The sequence below is a fragment of the Paraglaciecola chathamensis S18K6 genome (assembly GCA_000314955.1).
In the GTDB taxonomy this organism is placed as follows: Bacteria; Pseudomonadota; Gammaproteobacteria; order Enterobacterales; family Alteromonadaceae; genus Paraglaciecola; species Paraglaciecola chathamensis.
On sequence record BAEM01000063.1, the window covers coordinates 150,095 to 176,550 of the forward strand.

Sequence of the window (26,456 nt, forward strand, 5' to 3'; positions counted from 1 at the left end):
GCCCAAGTCAAAACATTCAGAGAAGAAGCATCCAATTATGAAAATATCAACTTTATTCATTGTCTTACTATTAGCAACTATATCTTATCAGTCTTTAGCACAGCAGAGCTTAATAGACGATAAGCTTTCTAACTTTGAAAATGTCTACACATACGGTCATGCGGAGGTTGTAAATAACGAACTACATCTTATTTCGCAGAAAAATTGGTTTCTATCAACGAAAGCTGAATATTCTGACTTCGTTTTACAAGCACAAGTCAAAATGCCGAATACCTCAGAATATAGCAATTCAGGCATCATTTTTCGCGGCCAAATTGTAGATACAGACAATGGAAAACAAGTGATTGGTTATCAAGCGGAAGTGGACCCTAGTGATCGAAAATGGACAGGCGCACTATTCGATCAATCAAGAAGAAAGTGGCTATATCCCACTCACCCGACTCGATCACATCGTGATGAAGACTTCATTAGAAGTCATTTAGGTGCTTGGAGGAAAGAGCAACGAGACGCGTACAAACACTTAGAATGGAACACTTTGAAAATTGTGTGTATTGGCTCTGAATTAAAAATTTATGTCAATGGCACCTTAACAACCCATGTTGAAGACTCTAAAGATAGAAAAGGGGTTATTGCGTTTCAACATCATGGAAGCAAAATTTACAAAGACCATGGCGACACTACAAATATCGTCGCTTTCCGAAATATTACGATTGAAAGTTTATAAGAAGCACACTGACAACATAGTCCTAGACAAAATCAACTCAAAGCGAATTATGCCCTGTTTTATGTAGCACTAGAAAAACAGAAAATAACGAAATGAGGTATTCATGAAGTTAAATAATAAAATACTAATGCTCGCAACCTTTCTCACTATTGGCACATTAACGGGTTGCGAGAATCGACAAAGTACAAAAACACAGTCAAACATCGATAGTCAAGCTATCCCTCGCGCTAAAGAGAAGACACAGTATCAAACCTTAGTGCAAAACTTTCAGTCACCACCTTCCGACAGCAGACCTTATACTTGGTATCACGTGATGAATAGCAATATGTCTGCAGCAGGGATCACCAAAGACTTTGAAAGTATAGCTGAGGCTGGCATAGGAGGCGTATTGTATTTCAATCTTGGCCGTAATATTTCTAAAGGAAAAGTACTTTTTAACTCGGAAAAACACATTGAACTGATAGGGCATATGGCCTCTGAAGCTAAGCGCCTTGGTTTGACATTTGGTATTCACAATGCTGACGGATGGTCGTCAAGTGGTGGGCCCTGGAACAAACCAGAACATAGCATGAAGCAAGTTACTTGGGGTGAATCAGTCGTGACTAGTGACGCTAGTAACGAGGGGAAAATAAGTCTCAGATTAGACCAACCTATGACTATGCTTGACTATTATCATGATATAGCGGTACTCGCTTACCCCTCATTGCCTACCGATATAATTGATTCTCAACTTAGGCCAATCATAACAGCGTCAGATCCTGAATTTGATGTCACGGTAGTGAACAATACCGAAGTTGATAATGTCTCGACCATTGAATCAAAAAACGGGGAACCTGTGTGGCTACAGTTTAGTTATGAAAAGCCTGTTACCATTCGCTTTGCCAGTGTCGATATAAACTGGGGGAAACATATAAAGTATGAACTCCAGTATTCGCAAGATGGGACGAACTTTAAAAAGCACACCGATATGCGGGTCAATCGGCCTGGCCGTGTCCGGTGGGCACTTGATGCTGCTTTTGAAGGAGTAACGGCTAAATATTTTAGAATTGTTGCTGATAAGACCTTAAACATATTTGAGGCTCGTCTTGCTTCCACACCTAGAATAGGAAACTTTTTAGGACGCACATCTGCGACTCATACCAAATACCATGACCTTCCCCCAATTGGTAACCCTAAAAAAGCGCATATTATTGACCCAAGATCGATTGTCGATCTGACCGACAAGCTATCAGGCGATGGTCACCTAACAGCAGAGTTGCCCGAGGGGGACTGGACAATAATGCGATTTGGTTTTACAGCTAAAGGAACAACGAATATACCTCCTACCGATGAAGGACGGGGTCTAGAAGTGGACAAATTCAGCCGCGCTGCATTTAAACATCACTACAGCGCTTATGTTACCAACGTTATCGATAAGGTAAAAGAAGTGGCACCGGGAGTAATGCAGTATCTAGAAATTGATAGTTATGAGGTGGGCGGGCAAAACTGGACACAAGGCTATGCCCGACAGTTTAAACAGTATAAAGGCTACGACTTAATACCTTTTTTGCCTTTGCTCGCTGGTAAGTTTGTAGACTCAGCTGAAACGTCAGAGGATATTACTTGGGATATACGCGATTTTAGCAATAAACTAATCACCGAAAACTATTACGAGTACTTTACTGAGTTAGCGCATCAAGATGGTTTGAAAACCTATACGGAACCATACGGGCATGGGCCGTTTAATGAGTTGGACGCTGGCAGTAAAGTCGACATACCGATGGGTGAGTTCTGGTTAAAACGTGATATCTATATGTTAGCGTCAGCAATTTCCGCAGGTCACATATATAACCGAAATGTCATATCTGCCGAAGCCTTTACTGCAACCGTAGATCATAACTGGAAGTTTAATCCAGCGTATGCGAAATTCGATGGTGATAAAACATGGGCCTTGGGTGTAAACGAATTTGTATTCCATCGGTTCGTTCATCAAGCGAATACACATGTCGTGCCCGGCATGACCATGGATAAGTGGGGAGCGCATGTTGATGCAACTCAGCCTTGGTTTAAAACGGCCGGAAAAGCTTGGTTTGAATACCTTTCAAGAGGGCAATATATCTTACGTCAAGGGCATCCAGTTGCTGATGTTGCATGGTATATAGGCGAAGCTACACCAACAGGTTGCCCTGACAGACGCCAACGAGAAAGTAAACACGTGCCAACCTATGTGAATTACGATTGTTTAAACACAGAAAAACTGAACGAGTTACGTTACCAAACCGGTCGCTATCAGCTTGATCATGGCCTTAAATATAAGATCCTGATGCTGAAAAACCATGACACTTTATCGCTGTCGTCGGTTAAAAAAATATACGAGTTCGCCAAGCAGGGAGGCGTTATTATTGGGGCTCCAATTCAACATTTAGCGGGTCGAAATACTACCACTGTTCAACAAGCCCAGTTTGAGAAAATGATTCAATTTATTTGGGCACAGCCGACCACTCACCTAAGCATTAATAGCGCTTCAGAGTGGGAAAAACTCTACCAGCAACATGGCTTTGATTTTGATTTACGCATAAAAGATACCAAAGATTTGTTTTATACCCACAGAAAAACAGATACACAAGATATCTACTTTGTATACAACGATAGCGGAAAGAGAAAACTATTTGACGCTAGTTTTGAGGTCAGTGGAAAGATACCAGAGTTATGGGATGCTAAGACTGGCAGGATAAAGAAAATAGCTGCTTTCGATAGTGGTAACAGCACTACAAATCTAGCGTTCCGCTTAGACCCAAATGAATCAACATTTATCGTCTTCAACGATGATATCGCAAATAAGGCTACTCTTAGCCCACTATTAGTAAAAGACAACGATATTGAAGTGTTATATGACGAGCAATATGAAATTTCGTTTAAAGTTACAAATAAACAAGAACAGTTAGCCGACTTCAACGGTCAACGTATCCCTGCCTCGCAAACCCTATCAGGTAGTTGGCATGTGGTATTTGATAAAGATTACGGTTTCGGCCAAAACGTTACCTTTGAACAATTAAACAATTGGAAAGACTCTAATAACCCCGAAATTCGCGCTTACTCTGGTATCGCCACTTATAGAAAGTCGTTTATTGTCAACGAAGATTTACTCGCTGAAGATCAAATGGTTATTTTAGATCTTGGTAAAGTACATGATACAGCAGAAGTTTTTATTAACGGGAGCAAGGCAGGTACGGTTTGGTTATCTCCCTTTACTCTAGATGTCAGTGATTACCTACAAAGCGGCGACAATCATATCACCGTGAAGGTAGCGAACTCATGGAACAACCGTTTAATCACTGACGAAGAACTTATTGATAGCTCGGGATATTGGCAACAAGATGGCAGCCATGTGCCTGTAATGCCAAGTTGGTATACAAACAATGAGCCGCTTCCCAATTACGGGAAAAAAGGGCATCGTCGTACTTTTACCACTTATAAGTTTGTGAAAGCTGGTGACCCGCTGATTGATTCTGGATTATTAGGTCCAGTGACACTAAGCGCACAAAAGTATTTTAAATTGCCAATAAAATGATCAAGTCACGTCTTTTTTGAATGATTAATCTACGAAACGAAATGCAGAACTGCGTCCTCTCGTCGCATTTTTGCAGGCGTTTACGAACCAAGTATTATTCGTTAATGGAGACTATTAACTGATAAATCTTATTTGCAATATGTATTATTATGTACTCTAAATAATACCAAAATGAACCTTCGCAAATATAGTTGATTCATACCTCACTATTTACCCTTTATTTGAAAACCGCTACCACTTCACAGCGCACTGACTTAGCTGTTTTAAATTATCCTTAAAATCACTGATCACTTCAGCGATGTTTTCGTAATTTTTCGATTCTGTTAATTAGCACATCAATCGGCAACTCGTGTCGATGGAAACTTTCCATAACCCTTCAATGCGTTGCAAATCCATAAATCACTTTTTGCTTTCTGAGCCCTAAAAATCCGAAATTTTATGAGAGCATGGGTAAACAGATTGCTACATAGCTTTCTAGATTATTTCAAGCAGACAATGATGAGATTACACACACTAATCAAATCACCTCTTGATGTGAAAGATTTACTTTCGTCTACCAATATAGCCTTCTGTGAAGACAGAAACGTTCAACAAGTAGAGCATCAAGCGTAACCTCCCTGACTTATGCTCTCAATGTAATCGATAAGTTCATTGAAGAAACCAGATCCCACAGCTGATTTCGCTGTCATACCAAATGCAGCAATCGTTTCAGTTTCATACCAATTTAGTGCCGCTTCATCACTCCCTGTCCACATTTTAACGCGATTCAAAATGAACTCCTGCTGCATCGTATCTTTAACTTTTAAACGCCTGAGCACTGGACATCCTGGGTATGAGATTATCGTCCCGTCAAGTATAAACTGCTCACTTTGATACGGTTCAATAACGGTCTCTTTGATTTCATCTACAAAACGCTCAACAGGCCTTGAGTCATATGCGCCTTGTCCAATATACATAGCGATATGCAGATTATCGTGCTGATCTAGCGCGACTATCAATTTGTCAGATTTTGAGTATTCCACTGGTATTTTTTTTACGACGTCGACATCCATTTTAGTACTCATTTCAAGTTTAACTTTTCATATCACACTGCGAGTTTCATTTTTCATTCGTGAACCTGTCAGTAATCAAAGCAATAGACAAATATCAGCCTATTGCTCTAAGCAATGCTCATCTTGCCTTATATCGATCCACGTAGAGTCCAACAATTGAATATTCATGCTATGTGTCAAGATGAGCTCATCATCCTGCAGCATCGTTATTTTGAGAGGGCGCGCAATTTTCACCTTATGCTCTGTGTGAGCCCCTCCCTTATTTAAATTGGCCGGCAAATGTTTCATGACGTCCCACACGATTACATCATCATGACCATGATAGCTAATGACATGTAATTTTAATGTGTGGTCACCTTCATTCAACGCATAATGCTGCCTAAGGTGAAAAATACAGTTATCGATTGTGACAACGCACTTACTTTTTGCAGAAGCAAAACATAGAACACGTTTTTCTTCAGACAGATATCGCGCAAACGGGGTTTGCATCTGCCAATCATTAAACAGTGGAGCGGATTCGTGCTCATGACTATTACGATAGTTTTGCAAGTCCCAGTAATAATCATAATTTAATCCAAACTTACCTTTCCCTTCAAATCCTAAACGAAACATTATGCTAGCACCTCAGTTGAAAGAAGTTCATCACGCATGATTTCAACGCAACTATCAGCTTGCACCCCCAGCTTTATGTGTCCTCGTTTAACATCTAAAAAAGAACAGCCTACATAAACTGGGTTACCTAATTCATTTTTCAGGCCCGAAATTTCAAAATCGTTGCTAGAATGATTGATAATAACCGGCTCTATACTGCTAACGCTTAACATGCTGAATCCAGTGTCTATATTTACTGCACATGAAGTGTTGTAGCAGATTTTAACCCCATCATTTGTTACTTTTCTAACCACAAGTTGAACAGTTTGGTTACCTGCTCTCAGTACCAGAGATTCGCCAGATTTACGTGTTATCACTAAAAAACTCATTTCGACACTCCTAAATATGTTAAGTTACACAGCAATTAACGTCTTATAAGAACGTTTTGCCACCCTGAATGACATTGTGTAATTATAAGCGTCTCAAGTCAATCTAAAAATGTCATGTAAAAAGACAAATAACAACTCTAGGTATCAAAAAGAATGATTAAATGTCATTTGGCTCGCCTAATGGGCGAGAAAAAAATGAAGGTGATGGACGTAGCCCGAGAAACTGGTTTGCACAGAAATACAGTGACACTCCTCTACAAAGAAACAGCGCAGCGTATTGATCTAGATGCAATCGATAAACTATGTGAATTATTTGAATGTGAAGTCGGTGAGCTGTTGGAAAGGAAAGAAAATAAAACAACTCAATTTTACCCTGCTAGCTAATGTTGATTTAATTAAATCGAATGAAAGCTAACATGACGATTATCAAGCTATTGATTCAGTCATGCTCACAAGCACCTTTTGAGAACGGCATGTTTTGTCAGCAGCGTAAACTGGCCATTGTTTTTAGGTTGAAGTTCCGCGTAGATTTTACATTTTCGAAATGTTGATTTTAACTACCTCACAACGACGGCAATGTGCCAATTGCAGTCGTTGTGAGGTAGTTCTCTGACTGGCAGCTTTGAGCGAAAAGCGGTCATTGGCGAAACTGCGTTAGTAGTCCGCTGAAGACAAGGTGCGGTCGTTCGTGTCGGTTTAAAACAGATACTGCTATGTGCCAGAAGCAGTCGTTGGGGACATTCAGATTTTAATTCGACTATCACCCTAAAGCAGAAATTAACGCCTAATTAACAGGCAAAAAATTATTGGCTGAAATAATGGAGCACTCAATTGTGAATCTGTTCGTTACTCTTAGACCACCTAGTCTTCCCGGTTAAAACCTCAGAGGCTTTTTGACGACTATAAGTCTCATCATACATTGGGTTAAGTTTGGTGGGGATATCGGCTCCAACATTTTGTTGCCAGATCGACAGTTTGGCTTTTAACTCGTTGAATTTCTCTTTATAAATTTCACTTACATTATTAGTTTCCCCAATGTCATTGCTTAAATCATATAATTCAAAATCGTCGTTTTCGAAATACTGAATAAGTTTCCAGTCACCACTGCGAATTGCGCTACCCGGGCGTGTGCGGAAAAGTGCATCTTGCGATTGATCTGAAGGTGCATGGTGCGCTTCAAGGTAAACCGGGAAATGCCAAAACAAATCTCTTTTGATGTCCTTTTGCTTTCCTAGTAATACAGGGGTCAAGTCAATTCCATCTAATTGTTGTTCAGGAGGCCGAGCTTTAGTAATGGCCTGCAGAGTAGGGTAAAAATCAGCGTTAATAACTGGATTGTGATTTAAGCCTGGATTTATCTTACCTTTCCAGCGAAATAACAAAGGTACTCGTAATCCACCTTCATAATACGAACCTTTTCCGGCTCTCAATAGGGAGGGGAATGATGACATGCGATAACCGCCATTGTCAGACGTAAAAATGACTAGAGTGTCTTCTTCTAAATTTTCAGCTTTCAACATATCCAATATACGACCGACATTGATATCCATGTGCTCAACCATAGCGGCATAAGTCGCTTCCTTATCATTTGTAATACTTTTTTTCCGATACTTTTCAATCTTGTCTAGTACAGCTTGATATGGCGTATGGACAGTATAGTAGGGTATATAAGCAAAAAACGGCTGATCCTCTTGCGCTTTCATCCAGCGAATCGCCTCTGATGTTAAGCGTTCTGTTAAATACTCTCCTTCAGGACCATCCTCGATATTAGGCAAGTTATAAGGACTGAAATAATGAAAAGTCATACCCTGATGACTGCCTGCTATATTTACGTCAAAACCTTGTTTGTCAGGATCAGCTCCCAAATGCCACTTCCCAAAACTGCCTGTAGTGTAGTCCGCTGTTTTTAACGTTTCTCCAAGTGTTACATTCTCTGTGGATAAGCCTCTTGTATTCTTAATTGGAACTAATTTCCGTGTTTTGATATCCCCTCTCTCTGAAGGTGATACTGTATATACGCCATGTCGAGGACCATATTGCCCAGACATTAAAACAGCTCTACTAGGTGCGCAATTTGCTGCTCCAGCATACGCATTATCAAAACTTAAACTTTGCTTAGCGAGACCATTTATATTAGGTGTTTCAAATAAATCGGTTGTTTGATTGTAAGCAACGTCAGACCAACCCAAATCATCAACTACTATCATTACAATATTTGGTTTAGAAGAACCTATATCCATAGGTTTTTTTTGTATTATGGATTTCTGAAGTATCGGTTCATTGCTACAAGATGTAAGCAAGTAGCAGAGCATTGTTAAGGCTATAAGTAACTTCATTTGTTATCCTTATTAATCTTTTTGTAACCAATGTTCTATTTTCAGGTAGTCTTCTTCCTTCAAAATATTTAAATTCTCAGGCTTTAATTTATTTTTTCTTAACGGATTGTTTTGATCGAGTTTGAACGTTGGGGATAAAAGCAAAGGAACGTTACCCATACGTTCATCGAGAAAATCACCTTGTTTGGTCATCCATGAAAACAACTCTCCTTTTAGGCGTTGTACTGTTTCTTGCAGATGTGGTGCATCGATAAGATTTATTTTTTCAAATGGATCCGATTTAAGATCATATAACTCTTCAAACGCAGTATCAGGATGTTTCTCTGCACCTAAACGCAAAAATATGTTTACACTTTTTCTGTTTGTGAGATTTTCACTTAATACATCCAGTGCATTGAAGTTTCGTATGTATTTATAGCGGTTGTCACGAATCATGCGCGAAGGAAAAACATGAGTATTGATGATATTTTGATTTGTACTTACCCCGTAAACATACTGATGGATTGGCTTATTCACACCTTTCAATAAAGGTAAAAAACTTTCACCATCTAAGTTCTTATCCGGCTTACCACCCGCAATTTCAATAAAAGTAGGTAATACATCTGTAAAGTGAATTAACTGCTCTGAATGAGAATTTGCCCGAATCAAACCTGGCCAGCGAGCAACCAATGGCACTTTTAATCCAATATCTTTCACGGTAAATTTACCAGAAACTCCATGATCAGAACTGTATATAAATAATGTATTGTCTCCGAGGTTGCGATCTACCATATTCAAGACCGATTCAAGCTGAGTATTGTCCTCTTGAATACTCCTATAGTAGCCCGCCCTCTTGGATATATAGTCGGGATTATTTTTCAAATGCTCGTCATGGGGATAAAATTCTAAGTTTTCAGATTTAGGGTTTTCAACAGTGAAATATTTACCATGGGGATATTTTGAAGCAATAAACATCACAAACGGTTTTTCTGCGGTTAAAAAGTACTCCTCTATTTCCTCTAATGGTATGTAATCTCGTGGCACACCAGCCTTAGGTATCGACGTCCATTCTTGGTCCCAATCATATACATTGGCAGGTTTCACATGACTTTTTCCTGCCAGTACCACTTCGTATCCCAGCTGTCGCATTTTCTTTGTAACGGATATTATCTCTGGTTTCGTTGGAGTATGGTTTGCAAAAGTCCCGTTTCTTATGGGGTACTTCCCCGTAAAGAGTTGAGAGCGACTGGGTGCACAAATCGCTTGGCCTGTAAATGTATTACTAAAGACCATACCTTCTTTTGCTAGCCTATCAATTGCTGACGTATTAACTTTTTCGTTACCGGAAAACCCATAATCCGTATAATCTTGATCATCAGCTAAGTAAAAAATTATATTCGGCCGTATGTCAATATTGCGCTCATCATCAGTAACCGAAGCAGACAAATATTGGTCCATGCAACCTATTATAAAAATGGCCGGAACCATGCTAATGACTAAATAAATCAATCTGTTGTTTATAAAAAGCCCCATGAGTTTACTCTAAATAAATGTCGCAACTAGCCGTCAATGTGTAACGCACTTGCTGTTATTTTTGCAATCTAGAAGCATTGTTTTTAACTTTGTTTTTCGATTTTGGTACTCTGATTCACTCGCTAAATTCTGGGTTTCGTGTGGGTCGGCAATTAAGTCAAAAAGCATTTCTTCTTTTGAGGTTCCTAGGTCATACAACGTAAAAATTGAGTCACTAGTAATGATTGAATCGCCTTTTTTGAAGCGGCTATAGATTTGTTTCTTATGTTCCAGTAAAGGGTTGTTGGTTATACTTTCGAAACTCTCACCATCGATACCCTCTGGCTTAGGAATTTTAGCTAAATCTAAAACCGTTGGAAAAATATCTATCAACTCTAAAAGGGCATTTGACTGTACATTAGTTGCGGTATTTGGTCCTGAAATAATGAGAGGTACTCTCAAGGCAGTTTTTAATAGAGTGTGTTTAGTCCAAAAGTTGTGTTCGCCTAAATGGAAACCATGATCACTTAGTAAAATTATCGTTGTACTTTCGCGTAAATTTAATGACGTTAATTGTTCAACTACGTCCCCAACTAGGGCATCCACATAACTGATTGAAGCATAATAACCACGCAGGGAAGAAGTATGGAACACATCACTATTGTAAACATAGTCACTAAAGCTGTACGTCTTAATTTCTCCAGATCCCCGCAACGAAGAAGGTGCATCATCAGGGGTAGTCCTGTGCGAAAACGGTGAAAATTTTTCTAACGGATGAAGATCGTAATATTTCGTTGGCGCATAAAACGGTAAGTGCGGGCGGATAAAACCGACACTTAAAAAGAAAGGCTCTTTTTTGGCAGCTAGAAGGGATATAGCATCAAGCGCCTTATCTTTTACTTTTCCATCAGGATAGTCTTCGTCTTCGACATCTGCACTTTCGAACCATAACATGTCAAGTTGCTCTGATTCGCTTGGGACATCATTTTTTAGTTTCGCCGCGTTTGCTGCTAAGGAAGTGGTATGAGGTATTCCCGATGTGTGAACTCCTTCACTCCAACTTTCATCTGCAAGGTCTCGTGCATGATGAAATATTTTACCAACGGCCATCGTTTGATATCCGTTTTCCCGGAATATTTGTGGTAATGATTTAGCACCTGGCGCATCTTTTTCGGCTAATGCTTTGTAATCAATAAATCTATTTTTTTGGGGTCTAAGCCCTGTAAGGAAGCTGGCTCGAGAGGCTCCACATACTGGCACATTTGCGTACGCTTGATTAAAACTAACACCTTGAAATGCCAATGAGTCGATATTGGGTGTGTGCGCCTTATCATCACCATATACCCCTAACGCTGGTCTTAAATCATCGACAATAATCATTACAATATTTTGCTGATTAGCCACGGACGAGTCGCTCTTTGTAGCGCGTGACTCACTAGTTTCATTTGACGCCTTGCAAGCAAAACCCAAGCAAACAAGTACTACACTAAGTATATATCCCTTGAGTCCCAGCATAGTTAACTCCTTCAACGTAAATAGATTTCAAATTAAAGTGATTATTCAAATATTAGTTTGATTAGAACTTCATTTCCGCTTGGTTTTCGGACCATCGTAATCGTATTTGAACCAATCTACGTCTATATACCCCGCATCTTCTTTTTCATTCCATGAAAAGAAACCTAATCTGTCACCTGTCCATTTACCAAAACTGATAGTAAAAGTGGGCCCAAAGGGATTGAATATTTTCCCGTCGGTACTGTATTCATACGTTGCCTGATTTCTCACATTGGAAGTGCGAACATATAGTGTGTCACTTGTTATTTCAGGGCCTTGAGTTTTTTTACTCATTCCATCCATGTAAAAGAGACGCGTTTTCCCGTTTTCTAAGCCTTCTACACCAAGTAAATTAAAAGTACCACCATATCGCACAAAACCTGCAAGTTGCCCAGATTTTATACCTGAGATGTCAAACTTTGCTATAGCTGTTCCGGTAGTGATCCCCATAATACGTTGGCTCAAGGTGTTGCTGGCCCGCCAAAAATCACTATCAGACCCATCATTGTTGGTCCATTCGTTTATCTTAGGGCCGTATTTATCTCCTTGCGGTAGTATTTTACTGGCCTTGAGTCGCAACCAACCTGGGCGTTCTGTCAGCGACCAATGCGAATTACGTGGATTATGATTCCATTCCCACTGTGGACCAAGCTTAGCACTTGAGAAGGTATCATCAGATTTCGGCGCTGTAATTGGATAACCTTTGATCGGTTTTTCAAAACGTTTCACTGGCTCTCCTATCCCATCGTTATCTTCATCGATGCCAATCAAAGGCCAATCATCTATCCAAGTGACTGGCTCTAAGTTCTGAGGCCGGCCTTGAAACGGGATATCATCATTTTGAATTAACTGATGCATATACCACCAACTACCGTCAGGTGCCTGCATCAAAGCTCCTTGACTTGCGCTGCGATCACCAAATGCAGTGCCTTTTTCTAGGACGGTACGAACTTCATAAGGTCCATATATACTCTCTTTAGAGCGAAGTACTATTTGCTTTCTGTCGTTTTTTGGGTTCTTCACGCCGGGTTTGGTGGATGGGTCTCCCATTGTCCATTGTGCTAAAAAGATGTACCAATAACCGTCCTTCTTATAAATTTTTGCAGCTTCAGCGCCTAACCCGGTATACACCAGTTTGCCTTCATCTAGAATTTTGGTTCCGTCCCAGCTCATTCTGTAGATACGATTTTCATTCCCTTCTACTTTATTACTGTCGCTTTTTTGTTTAGCGCCAGTATTAATAATCACATATGCTTCTTTAGTATCTTCATCCCAATATACTGCGGGGTCATCTAGAACGTCTGCTTTAGGGAGCATCATGATAGGCTCGCTCCAGGGCCCTTCGATGTTATCTGCAGTAGTTACCATTAAACCGTGTTGGTAATCGATCTGATACACGAACCACTTACCTTCGTGATAAGCGATATCCCCCGCCCACACACCAAATGAGTAACCATTCATTCGATCCCAGTTATATTCTGGCGCCCAAGATAAATCCGCAAACGCATGCCCTACATTTTCCCAATTAACCATATCCTTCGATTTCAAAATGGGCATACCAGGCGACATATGTTGCTTGGAACTTATCATATAGTAGGTGTCTCCTACTTGCTCAATGTCTGAATCGGGGTAATCTGCATTCAAAATTGGGTTTATGTAAGTACCGTCACCTTGGTCTCCAAAACTGCCTGTTTGAGACACTATTATCTCATCGGTTTTGTCCTCTGCTGCATGGTTACGCGTATCAGTCTGACACCCAGCTAAAGTAGCTAGAAATGCAGTAGAACAACCAATAGCCTTATATTTCATCTCTCTAAATTTATTCATATTATGAGTCGTGCCCGAAATAAGTGGTCAAATAAGTAATTAACAATATTTACATAATGACACATTATGACTACTATTGACAATACATCAATCACATTCAGTCAAATGTATGCATAATTAGCTTTGCTTGCGTTCTACGGACACCCGCAATTATCAATGTGGTAAGGCTTCATAACTTGGGAAGAAATAAACATGAAAGCGCTAATTTTAGTCTTGGTCTTTACATTATCTATTACAGCTTGTAATTCATTTCATAAGAAACAGTTAACCAAGCAGTATAAGACCGACGCTGATTCAATTGCGATTAAATTACCAAAGGGACATCTGGCAATAGTAATTGATGGTAACTCCCCTGACCCCGACGATATTGGTGCAACACCTGTGATGCTTAAATTGCTGCAAAGTGCAGATGCTGCTGACCGCTTAGTTCACATCTCACACTCTTGCGATCTCGATCCTTTTCGGAACAAGGCGAAATATCAAATTGACGCTGAAAATGAAAGCCGTCGTCAACAAATTTTGCAAAGTTCGATAAACAAAGGGCTTGACCTTTTTGGTCCCTTTAATAGCGTTACACAACTGTATAATTGCAGAACTCAACAAGGCGCCGCAACCCAAGACCTAGTAAACGCGATTAACAAGGCATCCAAAGATGCCCCTCTTTGGATAATAGAAGCTGGTGAGCCTGATTTAATCGGTTATGCCTTGGATAAAGCCGATAGTGAACAGCGTAAATATGTAAAGGTTGTTTCTCATCACCCAGCTAACGATAATAGTGGGGACTATTTTACGTGGCAGCAAATATTAGATTTTGGGGTTGAGGAATACCAAATAGGCGACCAAAATGTTGGCCTACAGACCCCTATTGAAGCGTGGGATTGGGCAAAGAATAGCGAGCAAGCAGGACTATCGTTTATATGGGACATGCTATCCTACGCCGAAAAAGATGGCATAGTGCCATTTCAGGCAGGTAAATTCGATTGCTCAGACGCAGGCATGGTCTATTGGTGGTTAACTGGAGCGGGCCAAGGTGGTGTTAAAACAGCCACGCCAAATGAATTGAAACCCTTGTTACTGCAAAAACACTAAAAGCCTGTTCTTTGATCAATTGAAGCGCAAGTGCTTAATTGGCATTTGCGTTTTCAGTCAACTTTTTGAAATAGTCATTACTGGTATATTGAGAAACAGGTGACCAAGGCGCATTTACATCAGGTAAGCGCTTTTTTAGTTCATTTTTAACTGCACGATAGCTCGGGTTACCAGCTAGGTTATACCATTCATTTGGATCGCTTGAATGATCATACAGCTCTTCTGAACCATCCTCGTAATGAATATACCGGTAGCGGTCTGTTCTTATTGCATGATTGTTTGGTCCAAACGTGGTGATGGCAACTTTGTCCCACTTTTCTTGGGGGTTGTGCAACAAAGGCGTTATATCATGTCCTTGATTCGCAGAATTCGCTGGAAGCCCGCACATTTTAACTAACGTTGGATACAAGTCTAGTAAGCTAACAGGACGATTACTGACACTTTTAACTGAATTTTTCGCAGGTTTAATGATTAACGTTGTTTTTGTGGCGGTTTCCCATAACGACATTTTTGCAAAGCGGTTTTTTTCACCGACATCGTAACCATGGTCTCCCCACAGTACTACGATTGTATTGTCGGCATATTGACTCTTTTCCAAGGCATCTAGTACTTCACCGACGTAGTGATCTACGAAAGAAATGCTGGCTAAATAAGCCTGCACCATATTCTTCCATTCACCGTTTTTTATCGCCCAATCTGTCGTCGGCATCATTTTAAATTCAGTGATCTTTTTGGCTATTTCTGGAACATCGTTTAAATCCTCTTTGAGATAGGGAGGCAAGTCGATTTCGTCGATGGGATTCATGTCAAACCATTTTTGTGGAACTGTCCACGGAACGTGTGGCCGTAAAAAACCGCCAGCAATAAAAAATGGTTTATCGTGTTCCAGCTGCAACTGATTTATTAACCAATTCGCAGAGTCGTAATCAGGCATTTGTTCATCTCTTTCTGGATACGCGCCCCAGTCAGTGTTCGTTCCTTTATTTTTCCACTTAAAACGCGTTGGCGCATAGGGACCGAAGCCTTTTTTACGCCCACCGTACACATCGAAACTCCCTTTAGGTACGTTGTAATGGAATATTTTCCCAACTGCAGCTGTGTAGTAACCGTGTTGTTTAAAGTACTCACTTAGAAATATCGATTGTGCCGCTTTAACATTAGCAGATTTAATATCGTCATCTTTCACATGCCCGTAAATACCTGTTGTAGATGGTAGTAACCCCGTCATTATACTTGCTCTGGAAGGGCCACAAAGAGGTGCAGACGCATGGGCGTTGGTAAATGTAGTTGCTCGTTGTGCTAGACGATCTATATTTGGCGTTCTAGTGGTAGGTTGACCATTTATGGCCCCAGGCCAACTGTTTAAGTCATCAATAGCAAGCATCAGAACATTCGGTCTTTTTTTTAATCTTCTTACTACTCCTCCCGTATCAAAGGTGCAACTAGCAGTGAGCGCACATGCCCCTCCCAATAAAAACATCCTTCTATCGAACATAACTTTACTCCACACACCAGTTAATTTTAATGCTTATCTAAGGTATTAACGCTTTACGTATTTCATGATTATTTCAAATGAAAAACAATATAGACCCAAATCTAAAGTCCTTTACGTAACGGTCTACCTCGATAAACAACTACCTACACAATAAATAAAAGAGAAATATTCCAACAAGAAAGAATATGACAACATATGACCATATTTGACCATTAATAAGTGAATTTGTAAATAATGTGTAATAACATGGTTAATGCCGCTGTTGATGTATGAATTTAATTTTCAATGCAGCTTCTTAAATTATTCAAATAATTAACCCTATAACATTGAGTACACACTTATGAACGGTTTAAAAATGTTGTTGTTTTCTACAACGCTACTCACCGCATTCACGCTCCATGCGCAAGTGACATTGAAGCAACAAGTAAAGATATCCGAAGAGGGTCTCCACTTTGATGGTGAAAATCTAGATTTTAGTAACGTAACTACGCCTGACACTGGCGAGAAGTACGACTATTTTTTTGGCCCGAATATTTCAGCTCACGGAGACGCGGTTAAAACGTACAAGCATTTTGTTTTTATGACTTGGTATAAAGGAGGAAAGTCTGAGCGAAATGTAATGCTCTCTCGTTACAACACTCTCAGCGGTGAGCTATCTACAATAGAATTTCCCCACAGACACACAGGGTTCAGGGGCGACCCTCTGGTTGGTGAGTCTCATAATACTATCGGATTATCAGTAAGTCCGATTAATGGCACCATCCATATGGTGTTCGATATGCACGCTTACGATAACAATAATCACGGCGGTAAGTTCAAAGATGATTTCTTTAGGTATTCCTACAGTATTCCAGGGGCTGCCGAACTGCCACATTCAGACTTTACCTTAGATAAATTTGTAAAGGATACTAGTGAGGTTAGTCAGGGAGACAATGACTATAAGCACCTCACCATGACAGGGGACCTCAGCGATAAAGAGAATTTTGCTCGCCTTACCTACCCTAAATTTTTTACTACGGTAGACGGTACACTACTTCTTTACATGCGCTTGGGCGGCAATAACAACGGCGCTTATGTTTTCAATCGCTATGATGCAGAGACTGAAACATGGTCAACGTTCACCAAATTCAATGAAAACAACCAAAAACTCAAAGGAAACTCATACAACTGGGGCCTTTACGGAAACATGAAATACGTCAATGGCAAGCTTCGTGTTGGCTTTCAACAGCGAAGCAACGATAATTCAGACAAGTATAAATACCAGAACGGCGTCTATTACGCGTATTCAGACCATCCAGATGGTTTCGGTGATTGGAAGAATCACAAAGGCGAACCAATGACATGGCCGCTCATTAATTCCGATGAGATAAAAGTATTTGAGCCAGGTGACTATATTAGCCATACCGAAGCCAACTCAGTTTACATTGTGGGAAGCTTCGACTGGACTGTTACTGAAAAAGGTGACATCCATATTATCAGCAAAGTTCGTTCAACCGACCGCGGCAGAGCAGACTACGAAGAAGTTTATATTCATTCATATAAACCAGCCGGCGCTGAAGAATTCATAATTAGTACTGATTTCCCGGGTGCAAGTGAGATTTATACATCAGGTGACAATGTTTATATTGTAGGTTTAGGGGGCGGCCGCCCCTATGTTGAGAAAGCCCAAGGTGGCACCAACAATTTTGTTAGAGTGTATGAAGCGAGCGATGGGCCAGTATTCGATCATGGCACACTCTATATAAAAGACGGTAAAGTTTACTATTACCTCATGGAGCGTACATCAGGTAACGCAATGCCGCTTTACCTTCAAATTATCGATTTGGATTTAGAAAGCGACGCTGATGCTCCTATCGTATCTTTTCCTTCTCCTTCTTTGACTATAGAAGAAGGCTTTGAGAAATTAAGCCTTAACATTTCTGCTGAAAGTCCAGTTGAAGTAAGAGCTATCCAATCCGTTACGCTTTATCTAAACGATGAGCTAGTCCGAACAGACACATCCTTGCCCTATTTATTCGGCCATGGCTCTAAGCCTCATGAGACTGGCGCAATGGGCTGGCTTGATAGGCACGAGCCAAACCCCTCCCCTCTTTCAGCAGGACGCCACGTTTTTAAAGCGGTAGCTATAGATAGCGAGGGCGACAGCTCTACTGCAACAATGATACTCAATGTTAACTCAAATGCTCCAATCGTTTCATTTCCTCAAGAGAGCTTGGAAGTAGATCAAGGATTTGAAAAGCTGAGTCTCAACATTAGCGCAGAAAGTGCTGTTGAAGGACGCACTATTGAGTCGGTTTCTCTTTATATTGATGGCGAGCTGGTGAGGAAAGATACCTCCCTTCCCTACCTGTTTGGTCATGCTTCAAAACCTCATGAAACAGGCGCGATGGGCTGGCTTGATACTCACTCACCTAATCCGTCTCCGTTGGCTGCGGGCAGTTACGAATTTACAGCGGTTGCGACAGATAATGAAGGTGAAGAAACAACAGCCTCTATGCTGCTTGTCGTTAAAGGAGAGCCAGAGCCGCCAATCGTTACTTGGCCAAACTCAACTGTGACTGTTTATGAAGGCTATGAGAAATTAGCAATCACTATCGATGCAGAAACACCGGTGGAGGGGCGAGATATTCAGTCTGTCACCCTTTTTAGAAACGGTGAGCTAGTAAGGGTGGACACGCGCCCAGTGTGGAACTTCGGACATTCTTTTGCACCCTATGAATTTGGTGCTATGGGTTGGCTAGACCGTCATGAGCCGAACCCTTCACCTTTAGGCGTTGGCACACATACCTTTACCGCCGTAGCACGAGACAGCGCAGGACTTGAGAGTGAAACTGATATGACACTTATTGTCCTGAGCTTACCTGGGCCATCAGTCATGATAAATGAGGGTGATATCTCACTACTGACTGAATATCAAAACCTTGCTATCACGGCAGAGGCCTCTGCAGCGGATGACGATATTTCTCTGGTCAGCCTAGCCCTTTACATTGATGATCAATTAATAAGAGAAATTTATGAACCTCCGTTTATATGGGGAGCTGATGCTTATTCGACTGAATTACTATCGTTGTCGGAAGGTACGCACTTAGTACGCGTAGTCGCCACTGACTCCAACAACAAGCAGTCTGAATCAAGCATTTTTATCAACATTGATTTACTGGGCGATCTAAACAAGGACTCGGTAATAGACAAAGCTGATACGCAGCTTTTTACCTCAAAATTAAGGGCGGGTGAAATTATAGATATCCGCTATGACTTTAATGGTGATGGCGTTGTAAATAACAGAGACACAAGAGGTCTTGTTCGACGCTGTACTTATTCACGCTGTAGTTCTAATTAAAAGGAATAACGAAAATGAAGATTGCGAACTTAATACTTATTCTTGGTTTAATGATGTCCTTTTCATCAAAGGCATCGCTCATTACCTTTTCAAGTGATTCATCGTCATACTCAACTGGCGATTTAATAGAGCTAGAGGTGTTTATTAATAAAGCTAATCCAGCAATAGATTTTCTTGAGATTGTATGGGAGTTTGACTCCAGTCTATTTGAGTTTGAAATGCTTACTATTACTGATAGTGTTTTTGATAACTCATATTTTGACGACGCTTTTGCCTCAGGGGATGAATTGTTACTTCAGTTAGGACTTTTTGCTGATTGGGATAGCTTCCTAGGTACATCGTTTACATTAGGAACATTCAGCTTTATTGCTTTAGAAGACGGTGTGTCCTCACCAGAATTATTATTAACAGAAGTACTTGCACAAAACATTGACTTTGAGGAGATAAATGCAAAAGCGGTGCCTGCACCATCAAGCTTGGCAATATTTTGTATTGCAGGAATTGTACTTGTCAGAACACGAATGATTTAAATTAAACGGTCCAAGGACTGAAGCCTTGGGCCGCATTCCCCTTACTTTTCTAGTCTTTTTTGTTTCTGATATTCGTAAAGAGAAGGTATAGCTACTTTTGAATTGATGTCGGCAATATGCGGTGAAGGGTAATGTTCTACAGCAAGCTTTCTATTTCCATACATACCAATCACTCTCGCATCGGGCCCTTCTGTTTTCCCTAAAATTCTCACGGTTTCATTGCTATTAGCACCACTTTCAACAAATATTTTTGCGTTCCACGTCGTGTTATAACGCCCATGACCAGGTTGCCAGTACCCTGCCCCACCGCCAAACCACAAATCGTAGTAAGGGCCTTCTTCATCACGCACTGCCTCTACATGAAAAATCATGTTGTCATAAAGGTTTTGATGGTTAGCCCCTGCGTGCTGATCTAACGAAGGTTGAGTGAAAGCTTCTCCTCGCAAAAACACACTTTTAGTCGATTTGGTGTTCATGCTAAAAGTATGCACGGTCGGGTTTGATATTTTAACATCCTCAACTAAAAAATTATGTACGCTGCCAAGGTGAATACCATAATGGCCAAAACGTGTTCCATCGCTGCGTATATTTGAGATAGTAACATTGCCACTATTCTCGGTTAATAGAGCGCTGTCTGCATTGCTAAAGCTTACGTTCCTGATCCAACCGTTGAAAACACTGGTTAAATAAATACCGTTGAAACCCTGTTCAACGTGATGTCCATAGGTATCTCCCGTTGGGAATTGAATTGAGATCCCCTCAATACCAACTTCTTCTAAGTGCTCCCATGATGATAAGTGGGCAGGTATATCTTTGTTGATGTCATGTAAAAGAGGATCGGCTATCTCAATCATATTCCCGCTCACTGATTTTACTTGAGTGGGTTGCATTACTAGTGGACGATTTGGAAAATCAAAATGATGCGAACCGATCATTAGGTCGGTGTCTCCATAAATTGACTTTATAATGCCGGCTTGTTTACCGTTTTTGTTGTGCCAATCTATTCTCAGTACGTCGCCAACCGAAATTTTTGATGCGTCGCTAACTTTTAAAGCTTTCGTACCTCTTTTACCTTCTGTGATCGTCGCTAACTTTGGAAGTTGCTCATCCAATTCCTCTAAGTAAGGTACTGGCCGAGTACCTTCTTTTTGAATCCATATCACCCCTCCAGACCAAGAGTACTCTGAGAAATAATCATCTATATAAATCTCAGCATCATGTTGTTTTTTGTTATGTAGCCTCAGATAGTTTCTCAATTCATCTAAAAGAGGTGTTTTATCAATAATTGAAAGAGGCATTGGAAAGTAAAGCTGAGTGCCTTGCGTACCCATTCCCTTTCCACTAATCGTTATATTACTGCGACTAATTCTAAGAATGTCTTTAATAATAAAACGCCCTTTCGGAAAAGACACTGTCACATGTCCTTTTACTGAGTGTGCAAAGTTTAAGGCACTTAGGATCGCCTTTGTATCATCTTTATTGTCATTAGGGAATGCGTCAAAATCCGTTATATTTATATATGTGGTGTCAGCTTCGGTAACAATTTCCTTTTCACCAAAGTGGTATCCCGCATATGAAAAATCAGGCATATACACATTGCTACCATCTTTTGATATTTCGGGGGTTGTGTCAGCTAGGGTGATATTAGGGAAAATTATTAGTATAGAAATTAATGCGTGGTGATGTATTAAATCAGCGAGGGGAACCAACTTTGGTATCTTCATCACATATCCTTGTCATAATATTGTAAATAAATTGCTTTATGTACGTAACATTCAATATACAATCAGATTCTTTCATTTACAATCATTTGAAGTTTTGTGGCTAATTCTTCCATATTATGGTTTTTGAAATGCTTGATATAAGTAGGTGAGTTACAGAGGGCGCTTTATAAGAATTGGTTTTTAAGCTTAGCTGGTTTTTTTATTTATATTTATTTACTTAAGATCTACTTGAAAGATCTACTTGTAGTCTTCTACAAGCTAGGTTTTTAAAGGGACACATGGATGTGCCCTCTGAGTTGATCGATGCTACTCCGACATGATCGCTAAGTTCTCCTATTTGATCGCCGCATTCTCTCAGTTGATGTTATAAAACCTCCGACTTCATACTATAAACCCTCTTAGATCATGCTATTTAAATTTTACCATTCCCTGCCTTTTGTCCCGCTGAGTCCTCTGTAAGTCCCTATAATACTAGAAAGATTCATAAAAATATAAAAAAAAATAGAAATATAAATTCAATAAAAATTAGCCAAATAAGTAAATTTTTTTATTAGATCGGTAATTATTTATATTTGTGAATAGTATGAAGTAAGAGGTTTTTAATAAATATAAAAAAACCAGCTTAAAGCTGGTTCTAAATATTTTAGGAATTTTGGTTTATCGGGCTGTTACTTGAGTTTTACTCGGAATGATTACCATCGCGTTATTCTTGATAAGTACATTACACTCTGGCCAGTATTTCTTTACCAGTATCAGTGCTTTTTCTGCTTTGTCTTTGAACCTCCATGCCTCACCCTCTATGCCAAATTGCTTCATTAGATCTTTCAGTTTGATGGCGATTAACCGTTTGGTATTCGTACGATACGAGATGAACGCATATAAGTCCAAAGCCAACGGACTTTTCTTTAAGCTTTTGATCGTTTCTAGGCTAAGTGGCACTGGATGCGATTTAATTTCCTTGTAGTAAGTATCTGATAGCCTCACTGTTGCTTCGGCTCGTTCTGTCAAATTTCCTCTTACTATCTCAAAAGTGTGTTTCTCATCGAATAGCTTGAAACTTTTCTTGCTCGTTCTAATTTCTATTGTTCCGTTATCCAACAGTATTTTTTCTTGCTGTTCGTGGCCGAATTCAGTTTTATACAGTTTTTCTAGTTGCGCCATAACTTGGTCATTTGTTCCACCCTCCACGTATGATGCGGCGTAACCAAGTGACTCAACAAATTCTTTAATGTTCTGGCCTAAACTAATAGTGTTAGAACTGTACTTAACCGCCATTGTGTTCAAATAAAGAATAATAAGGCGCGGAATGCCACCCCAAGGTAAGGTTTCTTCGCCGATGGAACTAATAGTTAATTTATTGTTCGGGTATTCGGTTACTAGAACTTGTTTATTCGTTTTAGATGTAGGTAATGTGTGGGAGCAAAAGGTGGAATATTGATAGCAAATATCTTGATCACTTTGCTGCTCTAGTTCTTTAAGCGCGTCCTCTACTTGTTCAGAGATACTCGTTTGGTCTGTTATCGTAGGATAAATTTTAACGAAAGCGTCCGTTACCGCACGCGGCGTAAATTCGTCAGCTGTTTCTATTGCCTCATCTAATGCACTTTTGACTGTTTTTGGATCATAGTGACAGTCCCTAATATTATGAAGGTTAAGGGCTGCAGAGTGCAGAGCTCCAATATGGATATCTTGACCCTCAAATAAACTTTTTAAGTAGAAAAGATAGTCTTCTTTGGCTGCTAACATTCCTCTTTTTATGTCTGAGGTTTCGTTTTCCATTAGAAATCTTCTTAGTTTTATATATATTGAAATAAACGTTAAGTTTTATTTTTTTTATATTTTCTTATATTAGTATAAGTAATAAGAACCAACGCGATTTTTACACGAAAGAAGGAAGCAGATCAAGTGGCTGAATCATCACTTAAAGAAGTTACAGAAGCTATGGATACGCTTATCCAACATGCTCGCAACCAAGGTATTGCTCCGCACTCTAGAAGAAAAATGAGGCTTTTTTCGACTAAAGAGGTCTGTAACTTAATTGGAAAGAGTACTACGACTTTATACAAGGCTGAAGAACAGGGAATTATCAGCAAGCCTGATCTTAACCCAGATACTGGTAGACGTCTTGGGTATACTTTGGAGCAAGTGAACGCTCTTCGCAACCATTTTGGGATCGTTCCTAAAGCTAAGCGCAAATCGCCTGAAAGTTTCCTTGGCATCACCACTGCTCTTTATAACTTTAAGGGAGGGGTTGGTAAGACTACGACAGCTGTTAATATTGCTCAGTATACCGCTTTACAGGGTTTTAAAACGCTTTTAATAGATATGGATTCACAAGCAAGCTCTACTGCGTTATTCGGTATAATTGCTGATGAAGAGATTTCTGAAGATGAAACTGTTCTGCCCTACACGCTCTACGGAGAACAGAACTCCCTCGAATACGCTATAAAGCCTACTCATTTTGACGATTTATATATTATCCCTGCTAATCAACATTTGAGTAGTTCAGAGTTTGAAGCTGCTTCACAGATTAGTGGCGGATCGGCAGATGAAGCGCTCGAATATTTCCAGCGCTTAAGGGACGGTGTGGACACGATTAAAGACCAATTTGATTTTATCTTTGTTGATGCTCCACCAAGTCTAGGAATTATTGGTATTCAGACCTTGCTTTCAGTGGATAACATCATTATCCCCTGCCCTCCTAGAATGCTTGATTTCGTTAGTACTCGTCAGTTCCTTGAAACGGCTACCGAATATGTTGGACGAGTAGCGCAAGGTAAAACGTTTAATAGTATTAAAGTCATGGTCTCTATGTATGACCGTCGTAATTCCATGGCCAGAGAGTTTATGGAAGTAATGGAAGCTGTGCTGGATTCTCATATGTACTCTAATCAAATGTTACATTCTGAATCGATTGATAACTCTTCTGCTGTTTTTCAAACTCCTTGGGAGTCTGAGAAACCTGATAAGCGAATCACTGAAAATATGCGTGGCCTCTTTAATGAAATTATCAAAGATCTAACCAGAAGGAGTGGATACGATGGTTAAGCGTAGAAATAACATTGGTGGTTTGTTAGATAAGCTCAATGATAAAAAAACCGATAGCGAACATGTTGAGGTTGTTAATCCAGAAACTGGTAATGCAATACAGACACGAAACCCTGCGATAAAGTTGGCAATGGGAACCTCCGAAAAACGGGCCAAGTCCGTAAAAGAGCCGATTCTTTATTTGGAGCATGACCAAGTCATCATGTTCAAGTACCACGATAGACATACTAGTTCGTTAGATACAGTAAAAGTTCAGCAAATAAAAAGATCCATTACTAAAGAAGGGCAACACTTTCCCGGTATCGTCAGAAAAACGAACAAAGTTACAGCGGATGGTCGCATTATTTATGAACTAATAGTTGGTCGTGTTCGGTTTGAAGCCAGTCGTTCTGTAGGCGTTTTCAAGGCGTTTTTGCGTGATTTGAATGACGCTGATGCCACGAAAGTTATGTTGTCAGAAAATGAAGACCGTCAAGATATTACCCCTTATGAGCGTTGGCTTTCCATTCTGCCTTTGGTTAAAGATGGTATTTTGTCTAATAATGAAATAGCCGAATTGATTGGTTGGGATAAAGGAAATCTATCTCGTAGTTTAAAAGCGCGTGTTTTTTACGAAGAAGAGAACATGCAGGATGTCCTATTAGACGTAACCAAGGTAAAGCTAAATCAATTGATTGAAGTGGCAGCTCTTTATGAAAAAGATAAATCCGGTGTCCGAGAAGCAATTGCTTTTATTAAAGAGAATTACCCAACTAGGAAAGATAATCTGTTCCTTAAAGCGGTTATCAAACACGTTTCTGATGTGTTAAATCCAATAGCTAAAACGTTATATTTAGACGGTTCAAAGATGACAGCAAAGAGGGTAGGGGACCGTATTAGCCTCAATTTTGCTGGGTTACCTGATCGTAGTAATGTAGACGAGATTATCAATGCACTGGAACAAATTGGCGCATTTAAGTAGTTCTTTACCTTTTTCTTGCTAATTTTTATTTCAATTCTTATTTAATACTTCCATTAGCTGCCAGTTGTAAATTACAACTGGCTAACTTGCCCTAATATCCATTTATTTCTGTTTCGGATTTTCTCAGCAATCCGATCACTAGTTTCATTTTCCCAGAGTTGTAATTACAACAGGCCGTTTGGTGTGTTACTAAACCTAGATACTTTAGATCGGCAGCGATGGGTTCGTTTCAGGTATTCAGTTGTAATTTACAACACATCGTTTGGTTGGTTGCGAAACCTAGGTTTTTTACATTGGCAGTCTGGGGCGGCTTCAGACGTTCGGTTGTAATTTACAACACTCTGCTTGGTGAGCTACCAAACCTAGATATTTTTGATTGGTAGCGAGGGGTTCGTTTCCGGTATTCAGTTGTAATTTACAACACATCGTTTGGTTGGTTGCGAAACCTAGGTTTTTTACATTGGCAGTCGGGGGCGGCTTCAGACGTTTAGTTGTAATTTACAACACTCTGCTTGGTGAGCTACTAAACCTAGATATTTTAGATTGGTAGCGAGATGGTGGTTTTCGGTGTTCAGTTGTAATTTACAACACTTTGCTTGGTGAGCTACTAACGTAGACACTTTAGATTGGTAGCGAGGGGTTCGTTTCAGTTGTTCGGTTGTAATTTACAACACTCTGCTTGGTGAGCTACCAAACCTAGATATTTTAGATTGGTAGCGAGAGGGCGGTTTTCGGTGTTCAGTTGTAATTTACAA

At 40.0% G+C, this 26,456-nt stretch carries 18 protein-coding genes; 8 read left to right on the plus strand and 10 right to left on the minus strand.

The features are described 5' to 3' along the window. Nucleotides 1–37 precede the first annotated feature (37 nt). A complete protein-coding gene (locus GCHA_RS22190) occupies nt 38–724 on the plus strand; it encodes a 3-keto-disaccharide hydrolase (protein ID WP_007992360.1) in 687 nt (228 codons plus the stop codon). Nucleotides 725–827: 103 nt separating this feature from the next. Further along, nucleotides 828–4,274 (plus strand): glycosyl hydrolase, encoded by a 3,447-nt coding sequence (locus GCHA_RS22195; protein ID WP_007992361.1) that lies wholly within the window; start codon nt 828–830, stop codon nt 4,272–4,274. 602 nt (nt 4,275–4,876) lie between these two features. Here the strand turns inward: GCHA_RS22195 and GCHA_RS22200 are convergent. The 3 genes from GCHA_RS22200 to GCHA_RS22210 form a co-directional block, all read right to left on the minus strand. Further along, entirely contained in the window at nt 4,877–5,338 is a 462-nt protein-coding gene (locus GCHA_RS22200) for a hypothetical protein (RefSeq protein ID WP_318249035.1), read from the minus strand. Nucleotides 5,339–5,425: 87 nt separating this feature from the next. Further along, nucleotides 5,426–5,938, minus strand: a complete 513-nt coding sequence (locus tag GCHA_RS22205) for a hypothetical protein (protein WP_007992366.1) — start codon at nt 5,936–5,938, stop codon at nt 5,426–5,428. Further along, nucleotides 5,938–6,306: a carbon storage regulator gene (locus GCHA_RS22210; RefSeq protein ID WP_039992912.1), complete on the minus strand. Its 369-nt coding sequence runs from the start codon at nt 6,304–6,306 to the stop codon at nt 5,938–5,940. The genes GCHA_RS22205 and GCHA_RS22210 overlap by 1 nt, the downstream gene beginning before the upstream one ends. 153 nt (nt 6,307–6,459) lie before the next feature. Between GCHA_RS22210 and GCHA_RS22215 the strand changes: the two genes are divergently transcribed. Further along, nucleotides 6,460–6,690 (plus strand): helix-turn-helix domain-containing protein, encoded by a 231-nt coding sequence (locus GCHA_RS22215; RefSeq protein ID WP_007992370.1) that lies wholly within the window; start codon nt 6,460–6,462, stop codon nt 6,688–6,690. Between the two features lie 443 nt (nt 6,691–7,133). Here the strand turns inward: GCHA_RS22215 and GCHA_RS22220 are convergent, their stop codons facing one another. The 4 genes from GCHA_RS22220 to GCHA_RS22235 form a co-directional block, all read right to left on the minus strand. Continuing rightward, on the minus strand, nt 7,134–8,642 hold the full coding sequence (locus tag GCHA_RS22220; RefSeq protein ID WP_007992375.1) for a sulfatase: 1,509 nt from the start codon (nt 8,640–8,642) through the stop codon (nt 7,134–7,136). A gap of 12 nt (nt 8,643–8,654) precedes the next feature. Continuing rightward, nucleotides 8,655–10,154, minus strand: coding sequence for a sulfatase family protein (locus tag GCHA_RS22225; protein WP_318249036.1), 1,500 nt, complete (start codon nt 10,152–10,154; stop codon nt 8,655–8,657). 33 nt (nt 10,155–10,187) lie between these two features. Beyond that, nucleotides 10,188–11,648 carry a sulfatase gene (locus tag GCHA_RS22230; RefSeq protein WP_007992379.1) on the minus strand — a complete coding sequence of 487 codons (1,461 nt, stop codon included), beginning with the start codon at nt 11,646–11,648 and terminating at the stop codon, nt 10,188–10,190. 69 nt (nt 11,649–11,717) lie between these two features. Further along, complete coding sequence (locus tag GCHA_RS22235) at nt 11,718–13,514, minus strand: glycoside hydrolase family 43 protein (protein ID WP_007992381.1); 1,797 nt, start codon at nt 13,512–13,514, stop codon at nt 11,718–11,720. A gap of 192 nt (nt 13,515–13,706) precedes the next feature. Between GCHA_RS22235 and GCHA_RS22240 the strand changes: the two genes are divergently transcribed. Continuing rightward, nucleotides 13,707–14,603, plus strand: coding sequence for a hypothetical protein (locus tag GCHA_RS22240; RefSeq protein ID WP_007992382.1), 897 nt, complete (start codon nt 13,707–13,709; stop codon nt 14,601–14,603). Between the two features lie 34 nt (nt 14,604–14,637). Here GCHA_RS22240 and GCHA_RS22245 read toward each other — a convergent pair whose 3' ends face one another. After that, nucleotides 14,638–16,098 carry a sulfatase gene (locus tag GCHA_RS22245; RefSeq protein ID WP_318249037.1) on the minus strand — a complete coding sequence of 487 codons (1,461 nt, stop codon included), beginning with the start codon at nt 16,096–16,098 and terminating at the stop codon, nt 14,638–14,640. A gap of 340 nt (nt 16,099–16,438) precedes the next feature. On the opposite strand from GCHA_RS22245, the gene GCHA_RS22250 reads away from it, so the two are divergent. Then, nucleotides 16,439–19,438, plus strand: coding sequence for a BNR-4 repeat-containing protein (locus GCHA_RS22250; RefSeq protein WP_007992385.1), 3,000 nt, complete (start codon nt 16,439–16,441; stop codon nt 19,436–19,438). Nucleotides 19,439–19,452: 14 nt separating this feature from the next. Next, entirely contained in the window at nt 19,453–19,968 is a 516-nt protein-coding gene (locus GCHA_RS22255) for a hypothetical protein (RefSeq protein ID WP_007992388.1), read from the plus strand. 41 nt (nt 19,969–20,009) lie between these two features. On the opposite strand, the gene GCHA_RS22260 is transcribed toward GCHA_RS22255, so the two are convergent. Further along, nucleotides 20,010–21,692, minus strand: a complete 1,683-nt coding sequence (locus GCHA_RS22260) for a glycosyl hydrolase family 28-related protein (RefSeq protein WP_007992390.1) — start codon at nt 21,690–21,692, stop codon at nt 20,010–20,012. A 657-nt stretch (nt 21,693–22,349) separates the two neighbouring features. After that, a complete protein-coding gene (locus tag GCHA_RS22265; protein WP_007992392.1) occupies nt 22,350–23,471 on the minus strand; it encodes a replication protein RepA in 1,122 nt (373 codons plus the stop codon). Between the two features lie 126 nt (nt 23,472–23,597). Between GCHA_RS22265 and GCHA_RS22270 the strand changes: the two genes are divergently transcribed. Both GCHA_RS22270 and GCHA_RS22275 read left to right on the plus strand, forming a co-directional pair. Beyond that, a complete protein-coding gene (locus GCHA_RS22270; RefSeq protein ID WP_007992394.1) occupies nt 23,598–24,740 on the plus strand; it encodes an AAA family ATPase in 1,143 nt (380 codons plus the stop codon). Then, nucleotides 24,733–25,701 carry a ParB/RepB/Spo0J family partition protein gene (locus tag GCHA_RS22275; RefSeq protein WP_007992397.1) on the plus strand — a complete coding sequence of 323 codons (969 nt, stop codon included), beginning with the start codon at nt 24,733–24,735 and terminating at the stop codon, nt 25,699–25,701. Before GCHA_RS22270 ends, GCHA_RS22275 begins: the two co-directional genes overlap by 8 nt. Nucleotides 25,702–26,456 lie beyond the last annotated feature (755 nt).